The sequence below is a fragment of the Acinetobacter sp. LipI_19 genome, assembly GCF_058242925.1.
Genome location: NZ_JBZAYK010000001.1, coordinates 1,132,573 through 1,149,889, shown reverse-complemented (window position 1 = coordinate 1,149,889; position 17,317 = coordinate 1,132,573). Strand labels below are relative to the sequence as shown.

General features: G+C 37.0%; 18 protein-coding genes. 11 read left to right on the top strand and 7 right to left on the bottom strand.

From position 1 onward, the window contains the following. Positions 1 to 46: 46 nt before the first annotated feature. Positions 47 to 622: a nitroreductase family protein gene (locus AC4CVF_RS05555; protein WP_336954258.1), complete on the bottom strand. Its 576-nt coding sequence runs from the start codon at positions 620 to 622 to the stop codon at positions 47 to 49. Between the two features lie 326 nt (positions 623 to 948). On the opposite strand from AC4CVF_RS05555, the gene AC4CVF_RS05550 reads away from it, so the two are divergent. After that, positions 949 to 1,329 (top strand): hypothetical protein, encoded by a 381-nt coding sequence (locus tag AC4CVF_RS05550; RefSeq protein ID WP_004719430.1) that lies wholly within the window; start codon positions 949 to 951, stop codon positions 1,327 to 1,329. A 93-nt stretch (positions 1,330 to 1,422) separates the two neighbouring features. On the opposite strand, the gene rhlB is transcribed toward AC4CVF_RS05550, so the two are convergent. Together rhlB and AC4CVF_RS05540 are read right to left on the bottom strand one after the other, a co-directional pair. Beyond that, positions 1,423 to 2,574, bottom strand: a complete 1,152-nt coding sequence (gene rhlB / locus AC4CVF_RS05545) for an ATP-dependent RNA helicase RhlB (RefSeq protein ID WP_336954259.1) — start codon at positions 2,572 to 2,574, stop codon at positions 1,423 to 1,425. 106 nt (positions 2,575 to 2,680) lie between these two features. Then, positions 2,681 to 2,893, bottom strand: a complete 213-nt coding sequence (locus tag AC4CVF_RS05540) for a cold-shock protein (protein WP_004822370.1) — start codon at positions 2,891 to 2,893, stop codon at positions 2,681 to 2,683. 382 nt (positions 2,894 to 3,275) lie between these two features. Between AC4CVF_RS05540 and AC4CVF_RS05535 the strand changes: the two genes are divergently transcribed. From AC4CVF_RS05535 to AC4CVF_RS05505, 7 genes are all read left to right on the top strand, one after another. Then, positions 3,276 to 3,515 (top strand): sulfurtransferase TusA family protein, encoded by a 240-nt coding sequence (locus AC4CVF_RS05535; protein ID WP_336954291.1) that lies wholly within the window; start codon positions 3,276 to 3,278, stop codon positions 3,513 to 3,515. A 138-nt stretch (positions 3,516 to 3,653) separates the two neighbouring features. After that, complete coding sequence (gene rpoH, locus AC4CVF_RS05530; RefSeq protein ID WP_336954260.1) at positions 3,654 to 4,523, top strand: RNA polymerase sigma factor RpoH; 870 nt, start codon at positions 3,654 to 3,656, stop codon at positions 4,521 to 4,523. Positions 4,524 to 4,697: 174 nt separating this feature from the next. Continuing rightward, entirely contained in the window at positions 4,698 to 5,063 is a 366-nt protein-coding gene (locus tag AC4CVF_RS05525; RefSeq protein ID WP_336954261.1) for a DUF423 domain-containing protein, read from the top strand. Positions 5,064 to 5,113: 50 nt separating this feature from the next. After that, entirely contained in the window at positions 5,114 to 5,311 is a 198-nt protein-coding gene (gene thiS, locus AC4CVF_RS05520; protein WP_336954262.1) for a sulfur carrier protein ThiS, read from the top strand. Positions 5,312 to 5,325: 14 nt separating this feature from the next. Further along, the gene (locus AC4CVF_RS05515; RefSeq protein WP_490789065.1) at positions 5,326 to 6,126 is read left to right on the top strand and encodes a thiazole synthase; all 801 of its coding nucleotides are present in this window, start codon (positions 5,326 to 5,328) and stop codon (positions 6,124 to 6,126) included. Positions 6,127 to 6,203: 77 nt separating this feature from the next. Then, positions 6,204 to 6,884 (top strand): hypothetical protein, encoded by a 681-nt coding sequence (locus AC4CVF_RS05510; RefSeq protein ID WP_336954264.1) that lies wholly within the window; start codon positions 6,204 to 6,206, stop codon positions 6,882 to 6,884. Beyond that, positions 6,884 to 7,588 (top strand): hypothetical protein, encoded by a 705-nt coding sequence (locus tag AC4CVF_RS05505; RefSeq protein ID WP_490789064.1) that lies wholly within the window; start codon positions 6,884 to 6,886, stop codon positions 7,586 to 7,588. The genes AC4CVF_RS05510 and AC4CVF_RS05505 overlap by 1 nt, the downstream gene beginning before the upstream one ends. A gap of 221 nt (positions 7,589 to 7,809) precedes the next feature. Here the strand turns inward: AC4CVF_RS05505 and AC4CVF_RS05500 are convergent, their stop codons facing one another. The 3 genes from AC4CVF_RS05500 to AC4CVF_RS05490 form a co-directional block, all read right to left on the bottom strand. After that, positions 7,810 to 8,124: a putative quinol monooxygenase gene (locus AC4CVF_RS05500; RefSeq protein WP_419820284.1), complete on the bottom strand. Its 315-nt coding sequence runs from the start codon at positions 8,122 to 8,124 to the stop codon at positions 7,810 to 7,812. 48 nt (positions 8,125 to 8,172) lie between these two features. Continuing rightward, a complete protein-coding gene (locus tag AC4CVF_RS05495; protein ID WP_336954267.1) occupies positions 8,173 to 8,754 on the bottom strand; it encodes an NAD(P)H-dependent oxidoreductase in 582 nt (193 codons plus the stop codon). A 204-nt stretch (positions 8,755 to 8,958) separates the two neighbouring features. Further along, positions 8,959 to 9,570: a glutathione binding-like protein gene (locus AC4CVF_RS05490; RefSeq protein WP_004719407.1), complete on the bottom strand. Its 612-nt coding sequence runs from the start codon at positions 9,568 to 9,570 to the stop codon at positions 8,959 to 8,961. 214 nt (positions 9,571 to 9,784) lie between these two features. On the opposite strand from AC4CVF_RS05490, the gene AC4CVF_RS05485 reads away from it, so the two are divergent. The 3 genes from AC4CVF_RS05485 (at position 9,785) to AC4CVF_RS05475 (ending at position 14,594) form a co-directional block, all read left to right on the top strand. After that, a complete protein-coding gene (locus AC4CVF_RS05485) occupies positions 9,785 to 11,236 on the top strand; it encodes a SulP family inorganic anion transporter (RefSeq protein ID WP_490789063.1) in 1,452 nt (483 codons plus the stop codon). A gap of 779 nt (positions 11,237 to 12,015) precedes the next feature. Continuing rightward, entirely contained in the window at positions 12,016 to 12,708 is a 693-nt protein-coding gene (locus AC4CVF_RS05480) for a LuxR C-terminal-related transcriptional regulator (protein WP_336954270.1), read from the top strand. Continuing rightward, the gene (locus AC4CVF_RS05475; protein ID WP_490789062.1) at positions 12,654 to 14,594 is read left to right on the top strand and encodes a sensor histidine kinase; all 1,941 of its coding nucleotides are present in this window, start codon (positions 12,654 to 12,656) and stop codon (positions 14,592 to 14,594) included. Before AC4CVF_RS05480 ends, AC4CVF_RS05475 begins: the two co-directional genes overlap by 55 nt. A gap of 160 nt (positions 14,595 to 14,754) precedes the next feature. Here AC4CVF_RS05475 and AC4CVF_RS05470 read toward each other — a convergent pair whose 3' ends face one another. Further along, positions 14,755 to 17,220 (bottom strand): ExeM/NucH family extracellular endonuclease, encoded by a 2,466-nt coding sequence (locus tag AC4CVF_RS05470; protein WP_490789061.1) that lies wholly within the window; start codon positions 17,218 to 17,220, stop codon positions 14,755 to 14,757. Positions 17,221 to 17,317 lie beyond the last annotated feature (97 nt).

Below are 17,317 nucleotides of genomic sequence, written 5' to 3'. Positions count from 1 at the left end.
TAACCCAGTGATTTTTTCAATCTGAAAATATCAATATTTTTTTGACTCAAGCTTGCCAAAAATGAACATATTGTGTTGTTTCAACCTCTGCACGCGAGGCAATCGCTTTTGCCGCTGTGCCAACATAAATAATGCCTGAAATTAAATCTCGCTCAGCTAAACCCAATGCTGATTTTAATAATTTAGATTCAACAACAGCCCCACTCCGCCACATTGTTGCGAAACCTTGTGCCTGCATCGACAATAAAAAGTTTTCAATTGCTGCCCCTGAACTCAGCGTTTGTTCAAAAAAAGGCACTTTAGGGTGGTCTTGGAATTTAGTCACAGCAAGTACTAAAATAGGTGCTCTAAAAGGATGAAGTTTTACTCGTTCAACTTGGGCTGGATCTAATTCACCTAAGTCAGCAATAGATTGTGCCAGTAATGCGCCAAATGCTTCACGTTGTTCAACATCCACTACAATAAATTGTGTTGGCTTTAAACGATGATGATCGGGTGCTGTTAAAGCGGCTTTAAATGCAATATTCAGTTGTTCGTGTGAAGGTGCTGGTTCAACCAAATGACCGACTGATTGACGTTGATGAATATTGTCATGTACTGCTTTGAAATTTAAATCTGACATTGACCTATCTATTATCTAGTTAATTTCACTTGTTTCAAGATTAGCATAATCTAAAATCATTAAGCTATCTCCAACAAAATTTACTTAGCATCTGTCAATAATGCATACAACTTATTGTTAGGTTATCAATGATCATGATTGCTCACAAAAAAAATGCCTTCAATACCCTGTGGCTTTAAAAATAAAGCCAAATCATCAATAAACTCAAAAAAAACTGCAAAATTTATACATGTTTCTCAATATTTAGCCCACATTCTATGCTCAAATTATAACTAATTTAAAAGCACTATCTTTTTAATTTTTAGTACAGGAATTTGAGAATCAATATGAATAAATTAACAACGATCACTTTACTTGCTAGTTCAGCATTACTCTTCACAGCATGTGCATCAAATCCAACACAAACTTTAGCGATTCAAAAAGCAGATAACCAGTATGAAGTTACTGGCTTAGGTAAAGATCAAATTACGGCAAAAAACAATGCCATTACTGCAGCAAACAAGGCTTGCGGTAAAAAAGGTGCGCCCGTCTTGGTTGATGAAAAAACTGAATACCATGGCAGCTTAAAAGGTGTAGTCGATGAACAAACTGGAAAAATGATCACTGCAGCAGCAGGCGTATTAGGTTCAGTGATGGGCAAAAATTACGGTATTGAAAAAGATACTGACTATCAAACAACTCTGACCTTTAGCTGTAAAGCAAGTTAATCCGTTTAGTCTTCTAAATTAAAAATAGCCATTAAAAAACCCACTTTAAATAAGTGGGTTTTTTACGCACAATCCGATAAAGAAACAAAAAACCTAGCAATAACCTTCTAGTCGAGTTAAAGGCAATTTTTGTCCAATCGCTTTCTCAATAGTCGGTAAATTAAATGCATCATCTTCAGATAAGAAACTAATACTCACACCCTGCGTACCTGCACGACCTGTACGCCCAATACGATGTACATAATCATCTGACTGTTCAGGTAAAGTGAAATTCACCACATGAGATACGCCATCAACATGGATACCACGACCCGCAACATCTGTTGCGATCATAATATTATGTTGACCATTTTTAAATTGATCCAACATTTTCAAACGTTTATCTTGCGCTATTTCACCAGATAGCATCACCACCTTATAACCATCAGCTTTTAAATGGTCATAAAGTTTACGAACTTGATCACGCCGATTGGCAAAGATCATCACTTTTTCAATGGGTTCATCTGCCAAAATTTCACGTAATAATCGATATTTATCTTTCTTTTCGACCACATATACACGTTGTTCCACATCAGCATTGGTTTTCTTTTCAGGCTCAATTTCTACTGTAACTGGCTCACATAACCATTGTTGTGCAAGATTGAGAACATCATAGCTAAATGTTGCCGAGAACATTAACGTTTGACGCTGTTCTTTACGTGGAGAAAAACGCACAATCCGTTTAACTGATGGAATAAAGCCCATATCTAATAAACGGTCAGCTTCATCAATCACTAAAAATTCAATTTGATCTAACCAAACTTCTTTTTGTTCGGTGAAATCGATTAAACGACCCGGGGTTGCTACTAAAATATCGACAAAACCTTGATCCAATTGCTTTCTTTGTTTATCAAAATCTACACCACCAACCAAAGTCACGACATTTAGATTGGTATATTTGACCAAATCCTTTGCATCATTTTCAATTTGAATTGCCAGTTCACGTGTTGGCGCAAGAATCAATGCACGTGGCTCGCCCCGGAAACGTTGTTCTTGAATTGGGTTTGTGAGCAAATCATTAATAATACTGACTAAAAATGCTGCTGTTTTACCTGTGCCGGTTTGAGCACGACCAATCGCATCATGACCTGCTAAAGTATATTTCAATACTTTTTGCTGAATTGGGGTCATTTCTTTAAACCCTAAAGCATCAATCGCTTGTTTAAGTTGCGGATGTAAATTAAGGGTTTCGAAACCTGATGACATAAATACGAGCTCTAACTGTAGACACTTTTAATTGCGCCCATTATAAACAAAAAACGCCCCAATTTATAAGAAATTGGAGCGCCACTTAAATTTTAAAAATTTAAGATTAGTCTAAAGGCTGAACTTCTTCAGCTTGAAAACCTTTTTGACCTTGCACAACACTGAATTCAACGCGTTGACCGTCACGAAGTGAACGATGACCGTCACCTTGGATAGCACGGAAATGAACGAATACGTCATCACCGCCTGCGCGTTGGATAAAGCCGAAGCCTTTAGTGTCGTTGAACCATTTAACTACGCCTTGTTCACGAGCTGTCATAAGTTAATCCTCAGTTATTAAGAAAAAGGGACCACCCGGTGTTGCAAACAGCAGAGCAAACAAAGTTTTAAAATATTTTCTAATTTCAAAGCTTGTAATCATTCTGTAAAACTATTAACAAAATCCCGGTTACATCCATCTTGTAATAGGGTTTCAAAACAAGAATTGTTTCTGATAAATCCTAAATACGCAACGAGCTTAACATGGGTTTATGACAATTAATAGAATTTTTTTTGATAATTATTTTCGATATCAAGCGTGTTTTTTAAACAGCTTCACGATTATTTTTTATTTGTTGAAGAATTTTCCAATTTTTGTTGGGGTGTTTCAATAAACTTGGTAAAATATGCGTTCCATCACCCTATTGTTACCTTGCCAAAAAATGAATGAAACTTTAGGTCAGACAACTATTGAAATAAATTGTATGGGCAAACCCTGCCCAATGCCTCTATTAATGTTAAAACGTGAATTAAAAAGAGCATTGCCTAATCAAATATTTCTCTTAATGTCCTCTGATCCGCACAGCGAAATTGACATTACTCGTTATTGCGAGATCAATAAGATAACTTGCCAATTGACTAAACGATCAGAGCATGAATTTCATTACTTAATTGAATCTTAATTATTTTCGATTCAAATTATTTTTTGCAAATTTGCATATATTTTTACATTTCGATACCCAAATTTCCTTACTTATGTACAATATTCGAATTAAGATGAATACATTAGCTATACAACGAAATTCCTATAAGGAGAACCCATGAGTGACAGCAGCAATCAGTTGATGCCCCTGTCCTTATCTGCACCAGGTGTTAACTTAGGTGCTTATATCAGCACCGTAAATCAGATTCCAATCTTGACAGCTGAACAAGAAAAAGAGTTAGCTGATCGCTATTTTTACGATCAAGATTTAGATGCTGCGAAAATGTTAGTGATGTCTCACTTACGTTTTGTGGTGCATATTGCGCGCAGTTATGCGGGCTATGGTTTGCCACAAGGTGATTTAATTCAAGAAGGTAATCTCGGTTTAATGAAAGCAGTCAAACGCTTTGACCCGAATATGGGTGTACGTTTGGTGTCTTTTGCTGTGCACTGGATTAAGGCTGAAATTCATGAATATGTGATTCGCAATTGGCGTATTGTCAAAATTGCGACCACCAAAGCGCAACGTAAATTGTTTTTTAATTTACGTAGCCTAAAAAAATCGAGTAAAAAACTCACACTTGAAGAAGCAAAATCGATTGCCAACGACTTAAATGTAACACCTGAACAAGTCTTGGAAATGGAAGGTCGTTTAACTGCTTATGATGCTGCATTTGAAGCTCAAGGCGATGACGATGACGAAGGCTCAACCCATGTTGCACCAGCACTTTATCTTGAAGATAACCGCTATGATCCTGCCCGTTTAGTCGAAGAAGAAGATTACGAAGAACAAAGTACATCAGCTTTGCATAATGCCATGGAACAGTTAGATGATCGCTCACGCAACATCTTACAGCGCCGTTGGTTAGATGATGATAAATCGACCTTGCATGAACTGGCTGCAGAGTACAATGTATCTGCTGAACGTATTCGTCAGTTAGAAAAAAATGCTATGGACAAAATTAAAGTTGCCATGTCATCCAACTAAATCTTCAAAACTGTCTACATACAAGATAAAATTTAAATTTTCAATAAAAGGGCGACATGCCCTTTTATTTTGCCAGATATTTTTGTCAAATCTTTATTCTTAATAGATTTTGCCTTTAATCCCGCTTTGAAATTGTGTTAATGTTATGCGCAAATTAATGCAGATGACTGGCTTATGTGGATTGCAATTTCAGCACTGAATTTAGCGCTTGCAGTAATCTTAGGTGCATTTGGCGCACATGGTTTAAAAGCTCATGCAACTGAAGCTCAGTTGGTATGGTGGCAAACAGCAACCGATTATTTTTTCTACCATGCACTAGGTCTATTGGCATTGGCGATTCTCGGTAAAGTCATTCCACAACTTCCAATCAAAGCTAGCTTCTTACTCATCCAAATCGGTATTTTATTTTTCTGCGGTTCGCTTTATGTCATGGCACTAGGTTTACCACGAGGTTTAGGTGCAATTACACCCATTGGTGGAGCACTCATGATTGCAGGTTGGCTAGTTCTCGCATGGAACGCATTGAAATACGCTAAATAAATTTATTTTGATTTTAGACCTCACAATTTGCGCAATCGAATGGAATGTATATGCAAATTTTCTTAAATGGTGAGCCTCAAGAAACCGCTTGCCAAAATCTTTTACAACTGGTTCAGGAACTTTCACTCGAAGGTAAACGCTTTGCCGTAGAAATGAATGAAATGATCATTTCAAAAAGTAAACTTGAACTTACCCCTATTACTGAAAAAGACCGTATTGAAATCATTCACGCTGTCGGTGGCGGCTAATTTGGAGCTCTCCCATGCTAGATTTTCCTACTGAAAACTCCCCTCTTATTATCGGTTCTCGTACTTTTCAATCACGCCTTCTTGTTGGTACGGGTAAATACAAAGACATGCAAGAAACTGATTTAGCAATTCAAGCCAGTGGCGCTGAAATTGTGACTGTTGCGATTCGCCGAGTAAATATTGGGCAGAATCCAGATCAACCCAACTTACTGTCGATACTTCCTCCTGAAAAATATACCATTTTACCAAACACAGCCGGTTGTTTTGATGCCAATAGCGCAGTACGTACTTGTATGCTTGCACGTGAACTTTTAGATGGTCATAACTTGGTCAAATTGGAAGTATTAGGTGATGAGAAAACCCTTTATCCCAATATAACAGCAACACTTGATGCTGCTCGCACATTGATTGAAGATGGCTTCGAAGTGATGGTGTATACATCAGATGACCCTATTGTCGCCCAAGAACTCGAAAGCATGGGTTGTGTTGCGATTATGCCTTTAGGTAGCTTGATTGGTTCTGGTCTAGGCATTTTAAATCCACATACTATTTCGATTATTAAAGAAAATGCCAAAGTGCCAGTTTTGGTTGATGCTGGTGTAGGTACTGCGAGCGATGCCGCAATTGCAATGGAACTAGGTTGCGATGGTGTACTCATGAATACCGCGATTGCCGCTGCACAGCATCCAGTTTTAATGGCATCAGCAATGAAGAAAGCGGTTGAAGCTGGACGTGAAGCGTATTTGGCGGGTCGTATGCCACGTAAACGTATAGCAAATGCAAGCTCACCTGAAACAGGTTATTTCTTTAAATAATAGTTTGAATTGCCTAAAAGGATTTTCCGAAGTACTTTTAGGCTCAAAATATCTTGATACATTCATTGAGAGAGATCATGACTAAAATAATAAATACCACCCTTCTCCTGATCGCTTATTCATCGCTAAGTTTTGCAAATCAACCTTCCAACTCATTACAAAAATTTATTCCAAATAATTGGGAAATTCTTGCTCAAGCAGAGGGTGATTTGAATCAGGATGGTAGACAGGATATTGCTATCATCATTCAACCCAAAAATAAAAACCAGCACAATCGAAAGCTATTAGTGCTGTTTCGAAAAGATCAACAATTACAGCTCAAGCTAAGTCGGCAAATTTCTAACTGGACCTATCGTTCAGAAGAACTCTGTATCGAAGATGCTTTAGATGATTCTACGTTGACGATAGAAAATCAACGCTTAGATGTGTTATTCAATACCATGTCATCTTGTAGCAATACATATGGCTTGATGTATACCTATGGGTTTAAACTGAAGAACAATCAATTCCACCTCATTGGATTTGATGTTTATGATTTAGATAAAATTAGTGGCAAACTAAAAGAAACCAGCCTTAACTTTCTAAGCAACAAAGCCAAAGTAACCACAACTCCAAATATCTTTGCACAAGTTGAAACGCCAGCCAAAATTGTTTGGAAAACACTGAGAACTTCGACAGGCTATACTTTGGAAAATATCCCTTGGGATAGTGAAGAATTTATTCATAACTTTAGCGTTAAATTTATTGGAGAAAAATAATGAAAAACAAAACTGGGTTACTTTTATTTTGTACATTAACAATATTCTCAGCTTTGGTTTGGGCAGACACCAATACCAAAGCTGACTATCAATCATTTGTCCCCAAAAACTGGAAAGTACTGAGTAAAGCACAAGGTGATTTAAATGGTGATCAACAAGCGGATCTTGCTTTAATTATTGAAAATACAGATCCAAAAAATATTGTGACAAATGAGGGATTAGGTAATCCTCAGCTGAATTTAAACAATCGAAAGTTATTAATTTTATTTAAAGGCCCTCAAGGCTATCGTCTTATTGCAAGTAATTCCTTGCTTCCTACTGAGGGAGATCAAGAATCACCCTGTCTTACTGACCCTTTAGGTGAAAGCGATCCACTCAACATCAAAAATGGATTAGTTAAAATTAATTTACATTATTGGCTCAGTTGCGGTTCATGGTCTGTCTATAACAACGCTTTTACTTTTCGTTATCAAAACCAGTCTTTTAAACTAATTGGTTACGATACAGATTACTTCCATCGCGCTTCTGGTGAAACCAGTGCGAAAAGTATCAATTTTCTAACAGGTAAAATTAAAAATACTACGGGAGGTAGTGCGTTTGAAAATCAGGATCAAGCTAAGCAAGTTTCTTGGTCTAAATTAAAGAACAGTTATTCACTTAAACTTGAGCAGATTAATTTTAAAGACTACGGTGAATTTGAATAGAACACTTTTCACATCTACCAACGATTCATAAAGCTGGGGAAGAATGTATGGAAGATACTCTGTATCTTCCATACAAAAGCAATAAGGCCAACACTCCCCCACAAAAGTAAACTAAACTACTTCGCTCCAACTCGGCTGGGTTGACTTTAAGTATTAGATTCAATAATCAAGCTCGACATTTTGATTTATATATTTTTAATCTATCCAGCAATGTATAAATTTTAAAATCCATTGTTTAAAATACGGATTTTAACATCAGCAACATGCTCTTTTACTTCAAGTTGATAAGCTTGCATATGCTCAGTTTGCAAGTGTGCATTGAGAAGCTCAATACTTTCCCACTTTTCAAGCATCACAATCAAATCACAATCCTTGATTTGATAACTTACATCAACATCAGCGTCAACCAATAACTGATAGCCATGACAACCTTGCTCTTGTAATACTGTTGGGGTGATTTTCTTAAATGCTTGGATAATTTTATCTTTGTGTAATCCATTTGGATATGCGCGGATTTCAGCCACAATGGTCAACATTTTAAACTCCTTAAATTTTTAAATGAGATATTCAAAATACCAATTAATTTAAGCAAAAAGCTGCTGCAAATGCTGGCGATATGCTTGTTCATATTGCGCAATTTGCGGTGCTTTAATCACATCATTGACAATAAATGTTTCTAAGCTTTCCATCCCTAAAAATTGATTGGCTTTATGAAAAGGTAAATAAACACCATCTACACCAGCACCATGGAAAAATTGCTCAGGATCATCAAACGCTTGTAAGGGTGCATTCCAAGTTAATGACAACATATATTTTTTCCCCTGAATTAAACCACCTGAACCATATTTCTTGGCAGTATTAGAACGGCTACGACCATCATTGGCATATAAACGGCCATGACCAGTGGTAAAAACATCATCAATATATTTTTTCATGGTCCACGGTGCACCCATCCACCAACCTGGCATTTGATAGATCACTACATCAGCCCAGAGATATTTCTCCACTTCTTCTTGAGCATCGTAATTTGCATCAGTACGTGTCACCTTTACACTATGCCCCAAATCGGTAAGTACTGCTTTACCCAAGTCAGTCAGAGTATCGTTTAATTCACCCTTTGAATGTGCAAACTGTTTTGCACCATTTACGATTAAGATATTACTCATTGTTTACCTATGTTTTGCCAATACGTTTGATTTATGGCGCAACTATAGAGCTTATTTTTATTCCAAAAAACGCAAAAATAAACAAAACATTATTGATTAAAAATCAACAATAAATATCTAATTCTTTCTGCTTCTGCCCATTTCACTTTAATCAATTCAATAAAAAAGCACCCGTAGGTGCTTTGTAGCTCTATTCCACTATACTTAAGGAATTAAACCTTCATCACGCATTGCAATCTGTACAGATTGACGTTCAGCAACTTTATTACGTAATGCCACAATATTGGTAAATGGAGTTAGATCATGATGAATTGAATTCGACCAATTTGTCAGTACAAACAAGTACGCATCAGCAGGACCAAAGCGGTCATTAACCAAATAATCGTATTCAGACTCGGCAAGATAGTCATCTATGTATTTCAACATCTTATCTATGGTTGCATAGCCACGTACTTTTTCATCTTCAGTGATTGCTGGATCAAAGAAGACAGCATATTCATCATGCAACTCTGAGTTTAAATAACCCAACCATTCTAAAACTTTAGCACGTCCCAAACCTGATGGTGGGATCAAATCTTGTTTAGGATCGTGTTGTGCAATAAAAGGCAGTACTGCAACATTTTCAGTTAAAAGTAACCCTGGATTGATTTCTAATGCGGGTACATAGCCTTTTGGATTGATTTCGTAATAATCTGCGCCCTTTTCTGTTTTATGCGTTTTTAAATCAACACGTTCTAGATCAAAATCAACATTAATTTCGTTGAGTAAAATATGGGCCGCTAAAGAACATGCACCTGGTGAATAATATAATTTCATATCTAATCCTTGTTATATGACTGTTTAAGTTGTAAATGGCTCAGATCACAATTTCAAGTCGTAAAACATAAAATTGCAAAAAGCATAAATTTATAAAATCAGCTATAACTTGAATATTCAACAAAATGAAGACTTTTTCAAGTCAAAGTTAACTGCTTTTTCACTAAGAGATGTTTTAACATACGCATCTTTAAAGAATGATGAAAGGTTTGTAGTGATTAGTCTAAAAAAAGCGGAATGGTTTTCCAATATTCGTACAGATGTACTTGCTGGAATGGTCGTGGGCTTAGCACTTATTCCTGAATCAATTGCTTTTTCTGCAATTGCAGGTGTAGATCCACAAGTTGGTCTGTATGCATCATTTTGTATTGCAGTGAGCATTGCTTTCTTCGGTGGACGTACTGCAATGATTTCCGCAGCCACAGGCGCGATGGCATTGCTCATGGTTACCCTCGTCAAAGATCACGGTTTACAGTATTTATTTGCCACCACAATTTTGACTGGAATTATTCAGATTCTTGCTGGCTATTTTAAAGTTGCAAAGCTGATGCGTTTTGTTTCACAGTCTGTCGTCTATGGTTTTGTTAATGCATTGGCCATTCTCATCTTTGTGGCACAGATTCCTGAATTACAACGTATGGATCTGACGGCTTATCTATTTGTCGCCTTTGGCTTAGGGTTGGTTTATCTTTTTCCCTATATTCCCAAAATCGGTCAACTCATTCCCTCACCCTTAGTGTGCATTATTGTACTAAGTTTAGTTGCCTTATTTTTGGGTGCGGATATGCGTACAGTTAGTGATTTAGGAAAATTTCCAGACACTTTACCACTATTTCTGATTCCAGACATTCCACTTAACGTGGATACCTTAAAAATTATTTTTCCTTATGCCATCACTTTAGCCACCGTGGGTTTACTCGAAACCATGATGACAACTACAATTGTTAATGAAGTGACGCAAACTGAAGGTGATCGTCATAAAGAATGTCGTGGTCAAGGCATCGCCAATATGGTCAGTGGATTTATGGGAGGGATGGCAGGTTGTGCCATGATTGGGCAATCAATTATCAATGTATCTTCTGGCGCACGAACTCGCCTATCGACCTTGATTGCTGGTATTTTTTTACTGTGTTTAGTGGTCTTTTTAAAAGAATGGCTGTCTTATATTCCAATGGCTGCACTTGTGGCAATTATGATTATGGTGGCTTTTACTACATTCAACTGGGATTCAGTCAAAAACTTTTCAAAACATCCCAAACAAAGCAATAGCGTGATGCTTGCGGTGGTGGTCATTGTACTAATGACGCATAATTTAGCTTTAGGTGTATTGGTTGGTGTACTTTTATCTGCACTTTTCTTAGTCAATAAATTAGAAAATGCAGTGCGTGTCCAGTCTCATCTATTGAACAGCACGACCCGTAAATATCAAATTTTTGGGCAAATTTTCTTTAGCAGTTCAGACAAATTCTTTCAGTTTTTCGATTTTAATGAATCTATTGATCATGTCATTATCGATTTAACTCATGCCCATATATGGGATATTACCTCTGTCAGTATGCTCAATCAGGCACAGAACAAGTTTCTGCAAAATAACATTCAGGTTGAAATTATAGGGATGAATGAAGCAAGTCGAAGCTTAGTTGATCAATTTAGCGCGGTAAAATAAACATCTTTATTTTTCTTAAGGCAGTGATGCTAAGTGTTTAATACAAGTAAAGAACAATAGCCAAAATGGTAATCGCAATACATTGTATCACTGCCAAATTTCTAAGGAATTTAATCATCGTAAACGACATCCATTATAAAAATAATCCATTATTTATCGAATATAACCGATATTTTGCTTTTAAATTGTGATTTTTATCTAATAAAATTTGAATATTTACTTAACCAGTCTCAATAACCTTATCTCAAAAAGTTAACTTGATCTCAATAAATTGACTTTAGACATCATTTGATACTCATTTAGCGCGTTAAAACTCGATTGTAATAAACTGAATATTCATTTCTAATCACTTTGGGTCTGTTAACAATTCGTCTATGTTTGCGACTACGAATATTTTTAGATGATACTAGGCGCGAAATACGAAATTTAGTCATTCTAAATGATGAGAAACATCGTTTCGCAAGGTAACGATGTAGAGGCAAAAAACACGCTAGTCCCCGCTGCGCCTTGCGCTGCAAACAAAGCAGTGCTTTGTTCTTGCTCAGGGTTGTGGTTAAAATTATCTCAGCCTTCGTTATGAAACTTGAAAATAGTCTCGCTATTCTCTTCATGCTTTACGACGTATACGTCTCATGCTCAATTTTAACCTACAACGCAAGCCATTTATGAAATATCAACAGACCCTTATTAAATACTAAAAATACCTATTATCAGGTATAGATAAAGTCATCAATATCTGAAAAACTAAGTCCAATAGACATGGGCGAGTTTTTTACATCATGAACAATGAGTTAAGTTTACCTGTTCCAGTTATCATCGTAGAAGACGAGCCTCTTATACAAAAAAGACTGACTGACATATTAATTAATCTTGGATACTCAATTTCAGATTTACGTTTTGCCCAAAGTTTAGCTCAAGCCAAAGAACAACTCAGTATACATTCAGCTTCATTTGCATTGGTTGATTTAGGCTTGCCTGATGGAAATGGAATTGAATTTATTGAAATTTTAAAAAACTATGATCCAACCATCATGATTTTAGTGATCTCAGCTTGGAGCACTGAAGATGCCATTCTCAATGCATTAAGTGCAGGTGCAACAGGCTATGTTTTGAAAGAAAGAGATGACTTGGAAGTTTCTCTTTCGATTAAAAGTGTTTTACGTGGTGGGGCCCCTATTGATCCATTTATTGCCCAAAAAATTTTAAAACAACTACATTTTAATGAGAAAAATAATTCAAATAAAACATCGCCCATTCAGAAGGTAATGGATCAGGACAGTGTATTATCCAAAAGAGAATTGGGAATTTTAGAACTAGTTTCTCAAGGCTTAAGCAATAAGGAAATTGCAGATCAACTCAATTTATCCCGTTATACCGTTGAATCTCATATTAAACATATTTATCGGAAACTTGCGGTATGCAACAGAGCCAAAGCCATCGATACAGCACGCAACTTAGGATTACTCGACTAATTCTAAAGTTAATCGGGCTTTTCGGTCTTATCCTAAGTTTGACACAACATTTTGCTTTTGCTGGTGCTCTCTTAACAGCTCAGCCCAATGCAACAGATGCAGTCTGCTATTTTCAAATCCAAAGTATACAAGTTGTCAAAGCGCTTCCAAATCTGGAACAGGTTCCCCAACAGGGATGGGAAACAGTCACCTTGCCAGATGACTGGGAAACGCGCTGGAAAAACTACACAGGCGCTGCTTGGTATAAAATCAAATGGCAATATCAGTGCGATCAGGAAAATCAACCTGTCGCCTTACTGATTGAACGAATCAATATTGCAGGAGCTGTCTATAGCAATAATGAACTGTTATGGAAAGACAAATCCTTAGTAGAGCCATTGTCTAGAAGTTGGAATATGCCAAGATATTGGGTGCTTCCTGCTACATCTATTCAAAACCAGCAAAATGAAATTTTAGTCCGTGTTGTAGGGGTTGCATCACAACATTCAGGCCTAGGAAAAATTAAATTTGGTCAGGCCGAAGATATCGCCAATCAACAGGATCAGTTGGTTTTTGAACGGCGAACTTTATTTTTTATCAATATTATTATTACCTTTGTGGTGGGAACTACAGGTTTTACCATTTGGCTATTTCGACGCCAAGAAAAAGCCTTTGGGTGGTTTGGTTTAACTTCATTTTTATGGGTATTGTTTGCCTATAATATTATTTCGACCATTCCTATTCCTTTTACCGACAGTATCTTAACAGCACGTCTAAATCTGGTGTTTTTAGTTGGATATACCTATTGCCTCTGTTTATTTGCTTGGCGTTTTGCCAATCGCCATTATCCGTATTTAGAACGTTTACTTTTATTGACTTCTACAATCGCAATTGCGGCATTGCTGTTGACACCGATCAATTATCTAGAACGTAGCTTATCCTCTGTCTTTTTCTATTCTGGCATGGTATTTATTTTTAACTGCTTGTTTTTCCAGTGGATTGCTTTTAAACGTAGAAAGATGGACATTCTCCTGCTTGCGTTTATTTTCCTTATCTATTTACTTATTATTGTTCATGATTTTTATAGCATGATCCATCATCTGGATCAGACGCTCTATTGGACGCCATTGGCCGCACCAATTACCAGCTTAGCGATTTCGTTTATCTTGGCTTATCGTATTTCGCAAAATGTTGGACGTATTGAAAAATTTAATCAGACGCTTGAAGAAACTATTGAAAAAGTCACGTTTGACTTAGAACAATCTTTAGATAAAAAATACCAACTCGAAATTGATAATATGCGGTTGCAAGAGCGTCTAAACCTGTCCCATGAATTACATGATGGACTGGGTGGTTCAATTGTTCGCTCGATGATTATACTGGATCACAGTGAACATATTGAAAAACAACAAGTGATCTCTATGTTTAAACTGTTAAGAAATGACTTACGCCAAGTGATTGACTCAGGAAGCAGTGCTGGGGCAAAAATACCAGAAAGTCCAGTGATGTGGGTTGCGCCATTGCGTCATCGTTTTATACAAATTTTCGAAGAAATGGAGATTGAATCGACTTGGATTTTTGCAGAAAAATGGAAACATAAACCGCTTGCATTGATTTGTTTAACCTTTTCTCGTGTCGCAGAAGAAGCCTTAACCAATATTGTAAAACATAGCCATGCAACTGATGTCGAAGTTTCGTTGGTTGAAGATGAACGACAACAACTCGTTTTAACCATTCAAGACAATGGCATTGGCTTTGAAGTAGATCAAGTTCAAGCTGGCTTGCATGTGGGTTTGCAGAGTATGCAAGTGCGAGTAAAAAGAATTGGAGGTAGTTTTGAAATCCATTCTCAGCAGGGTTTTACCGTGATCCGAGCCATAATACCGTTGAAAGATAAAACTGAATGATTTGGATGGATGAAATAGAATTTCGACCAATCATTCGCTTGATCTATGAAGAGATTCAATCTTAAATCAGTTGGTGCAATTTTTTATGTTCTATAGTTTTATAAAAGCATAAAAAAGAGAAACTAGATCACTAGTTTCTCTTTAAAAAAGATATCGCGTATTAGGATTTCTTTTTAGAACGCGCAAATACTGATGTCGCAGTAAGTAACATCAGTCCAAATAAAGACCACAGCCCCGTACTGCCCCCACTGCTCTTATGCCCACCTGTAGTACCACTTGATTCATTTAAATCTAAATCAACAATAACCGGATCGTGATCAGAAGAACGGAAAGCATCTGGCGCATAGAAAGAAGCAATTTGCTCTTCAGTCTTATATTCTTCATTGTAGTCTAATGCTGTTGGTTCATCAGCATTGATATGCCATGCAAAAGTACGTTTAACCATTGGGTATAAGTTTGCATCTGCAATGGCATGATCTAAATTACCCGCACCACCATTCCCGGTTGCATCACTGGCCACACCAAAGACATAGCTATATGCAGATTTACCTTGCCCTACTTTTTCATCATTTAGCAATATTTTGTAGTTCGCATTTTCAAATGCCAAGATTGGATCTTCTTTGGCATAACTGTTCATATCCCCGACCAATAAATAATTTGGTTTTTCAGCTTTGGTCGGGTTGGTTGCAATCCACTGAATCAACTTTTGTACTGCAGTAACACGAGTCGGATTCCAACAGCCTTGACCATCACCTTGGTTTGCTTCTGGTGAAGTTTTATCGTCAGGATAACTACCTTTAGACTTTAAGTGATTTGGTACAACAGTAAAGGTTTTTCCTCCCGTTACCGCTTGGAAGCTTTGTGCCATCGTGACTCGGTTTTTCTGTGTCAAATCATCATATACCACAGGATTACCAACAGCTTTTACACGTTTGCTATTATAAATAATCGCAACTGCAATCACATCAGTACCTAACTTATCCATATTCGGTGGGATGACATATTTCCAATCTGCACCTAAAGCTTTGGTTAAGTAATTCACAGCACTTTTTTCGCCATAACCATTGTTGGCAATTTCCATTAAGCCATAAACATCTGCATCAATGGTTTTAATCGCACTGACTATTTTGGCATGTTGACGATTAAATTCTGTCTCGGTGTTTGCACCACGATCTGGTTTAACACCAATCAGCGGAGAATTGTCATAATTTAAGACGTTAAATGCGGCAACACGAACCTGTTTAGTCTCTTTTGCCAAGACGGTTGAATTCCGCAGATTACTGTCTTTGACAACCTCAGGCAAAGCTTTGTTTTGAATCGGTTGAATACGCCAAGCATTGAAACGGTATTCCAAAATCCCTTCAACATTTTTAAGCTGATAGCCTGTACGTAAAGTGTTTGCCGCATTAAATGTTTGTGGCAACCATGGTGTTCTGTTTTGATTATTATAACCATCATCCAAGATAATCTTAGACAGTAAATTTTGTTTTGCTAAAGCAACCGCTTCATTGGATTTCGCAGGATATAAATTGGTTGGGATATATAAGCGTCCCAAACTTAAAGACAATTGACCATATCGACCATAATCATAATTCTCGCTAACCGTTAGGGTTTGAGGAATTTTCACCAACATGCCTTGATAGCGCTTAGGTGCATTGCCTGTAGCATCGGTTAAACTTGAAAATGGCAGTTGAATCGGAGTAGAACTCACCAAACTTGCGGCTTGATTATTACAAGTTTGAATATTGCTGCTCAGTTGATCAATTTGCAATTGATTTTCATAATTGGTTAAACGCCCTTTCAGAATCACTTCTTCACCCACTTTACCGCCAGTGATTGTGCTTGCAGCAGGGAGATAGACAAAAATCGCATTGCTTAAATTTGCTTTAGCTTTACTGTCAGGAGTTTGAATATAAAAACCTGAAAAACCATTTTGATAGCGATAATCCGCAGTAATTACACCTCGAACCACATATTGTTGGTTTTGTGCCGCAGATTGTAAATCTGCAATTGCAGTATCAGCAGTACTACAACTGATTGCAGTGATTGGCGGTGTCGTTGTACCAGTACCTAAATAGCTACTGAATGCATTACGATCTGACCATTTGCTCCACTCACTGTCCAAATCAAAGGCACTATTTGGATCTACAGCGCTGACATCATTTTTATTTTTTATTCTACTTAGGCTATTTTGATAGCTGGTGATTGTTGTTCCCCAGCCGCCACTTGCTGGTTTCTCCCCAATCCGTCCAAAGCGGTCTACAGGTGTACCTTTATAAACAAGGACCAAGGCATCATCACCATTAAATGACAAACCAGCAACCTGATTCACTTTAGTGCCAAGTTCAGCCTGTAATTCGGTACGACCTATAATAAATTTTGCTTTACTGGCTAAATTTCCCTCTAAGGTGTAAGTTGCTGTTTTACTCGTTGCCCCATTGGTATATTGTTCAATTTGATAATCTGCAAGATTTACAGTGCTGCCATCTGGATTATAAATTTCTAAGCCTTTTCTATTTACTGTACCATCAATGTATTGGCTAAACATCAATTGTGCATAGCTTGGAAATGAACAGCCCAATAGTGCAAGGCTTAAACAAAGTGTATGTAGTTTTAAATTTTGCATAATTTTTAACGTTTGTTGAAATTTAAAGCAGATTAATTTTTATTAATGACAATATCGTGAATTTAAATCATTCTATTTGATCCATTTATAGTTTAGA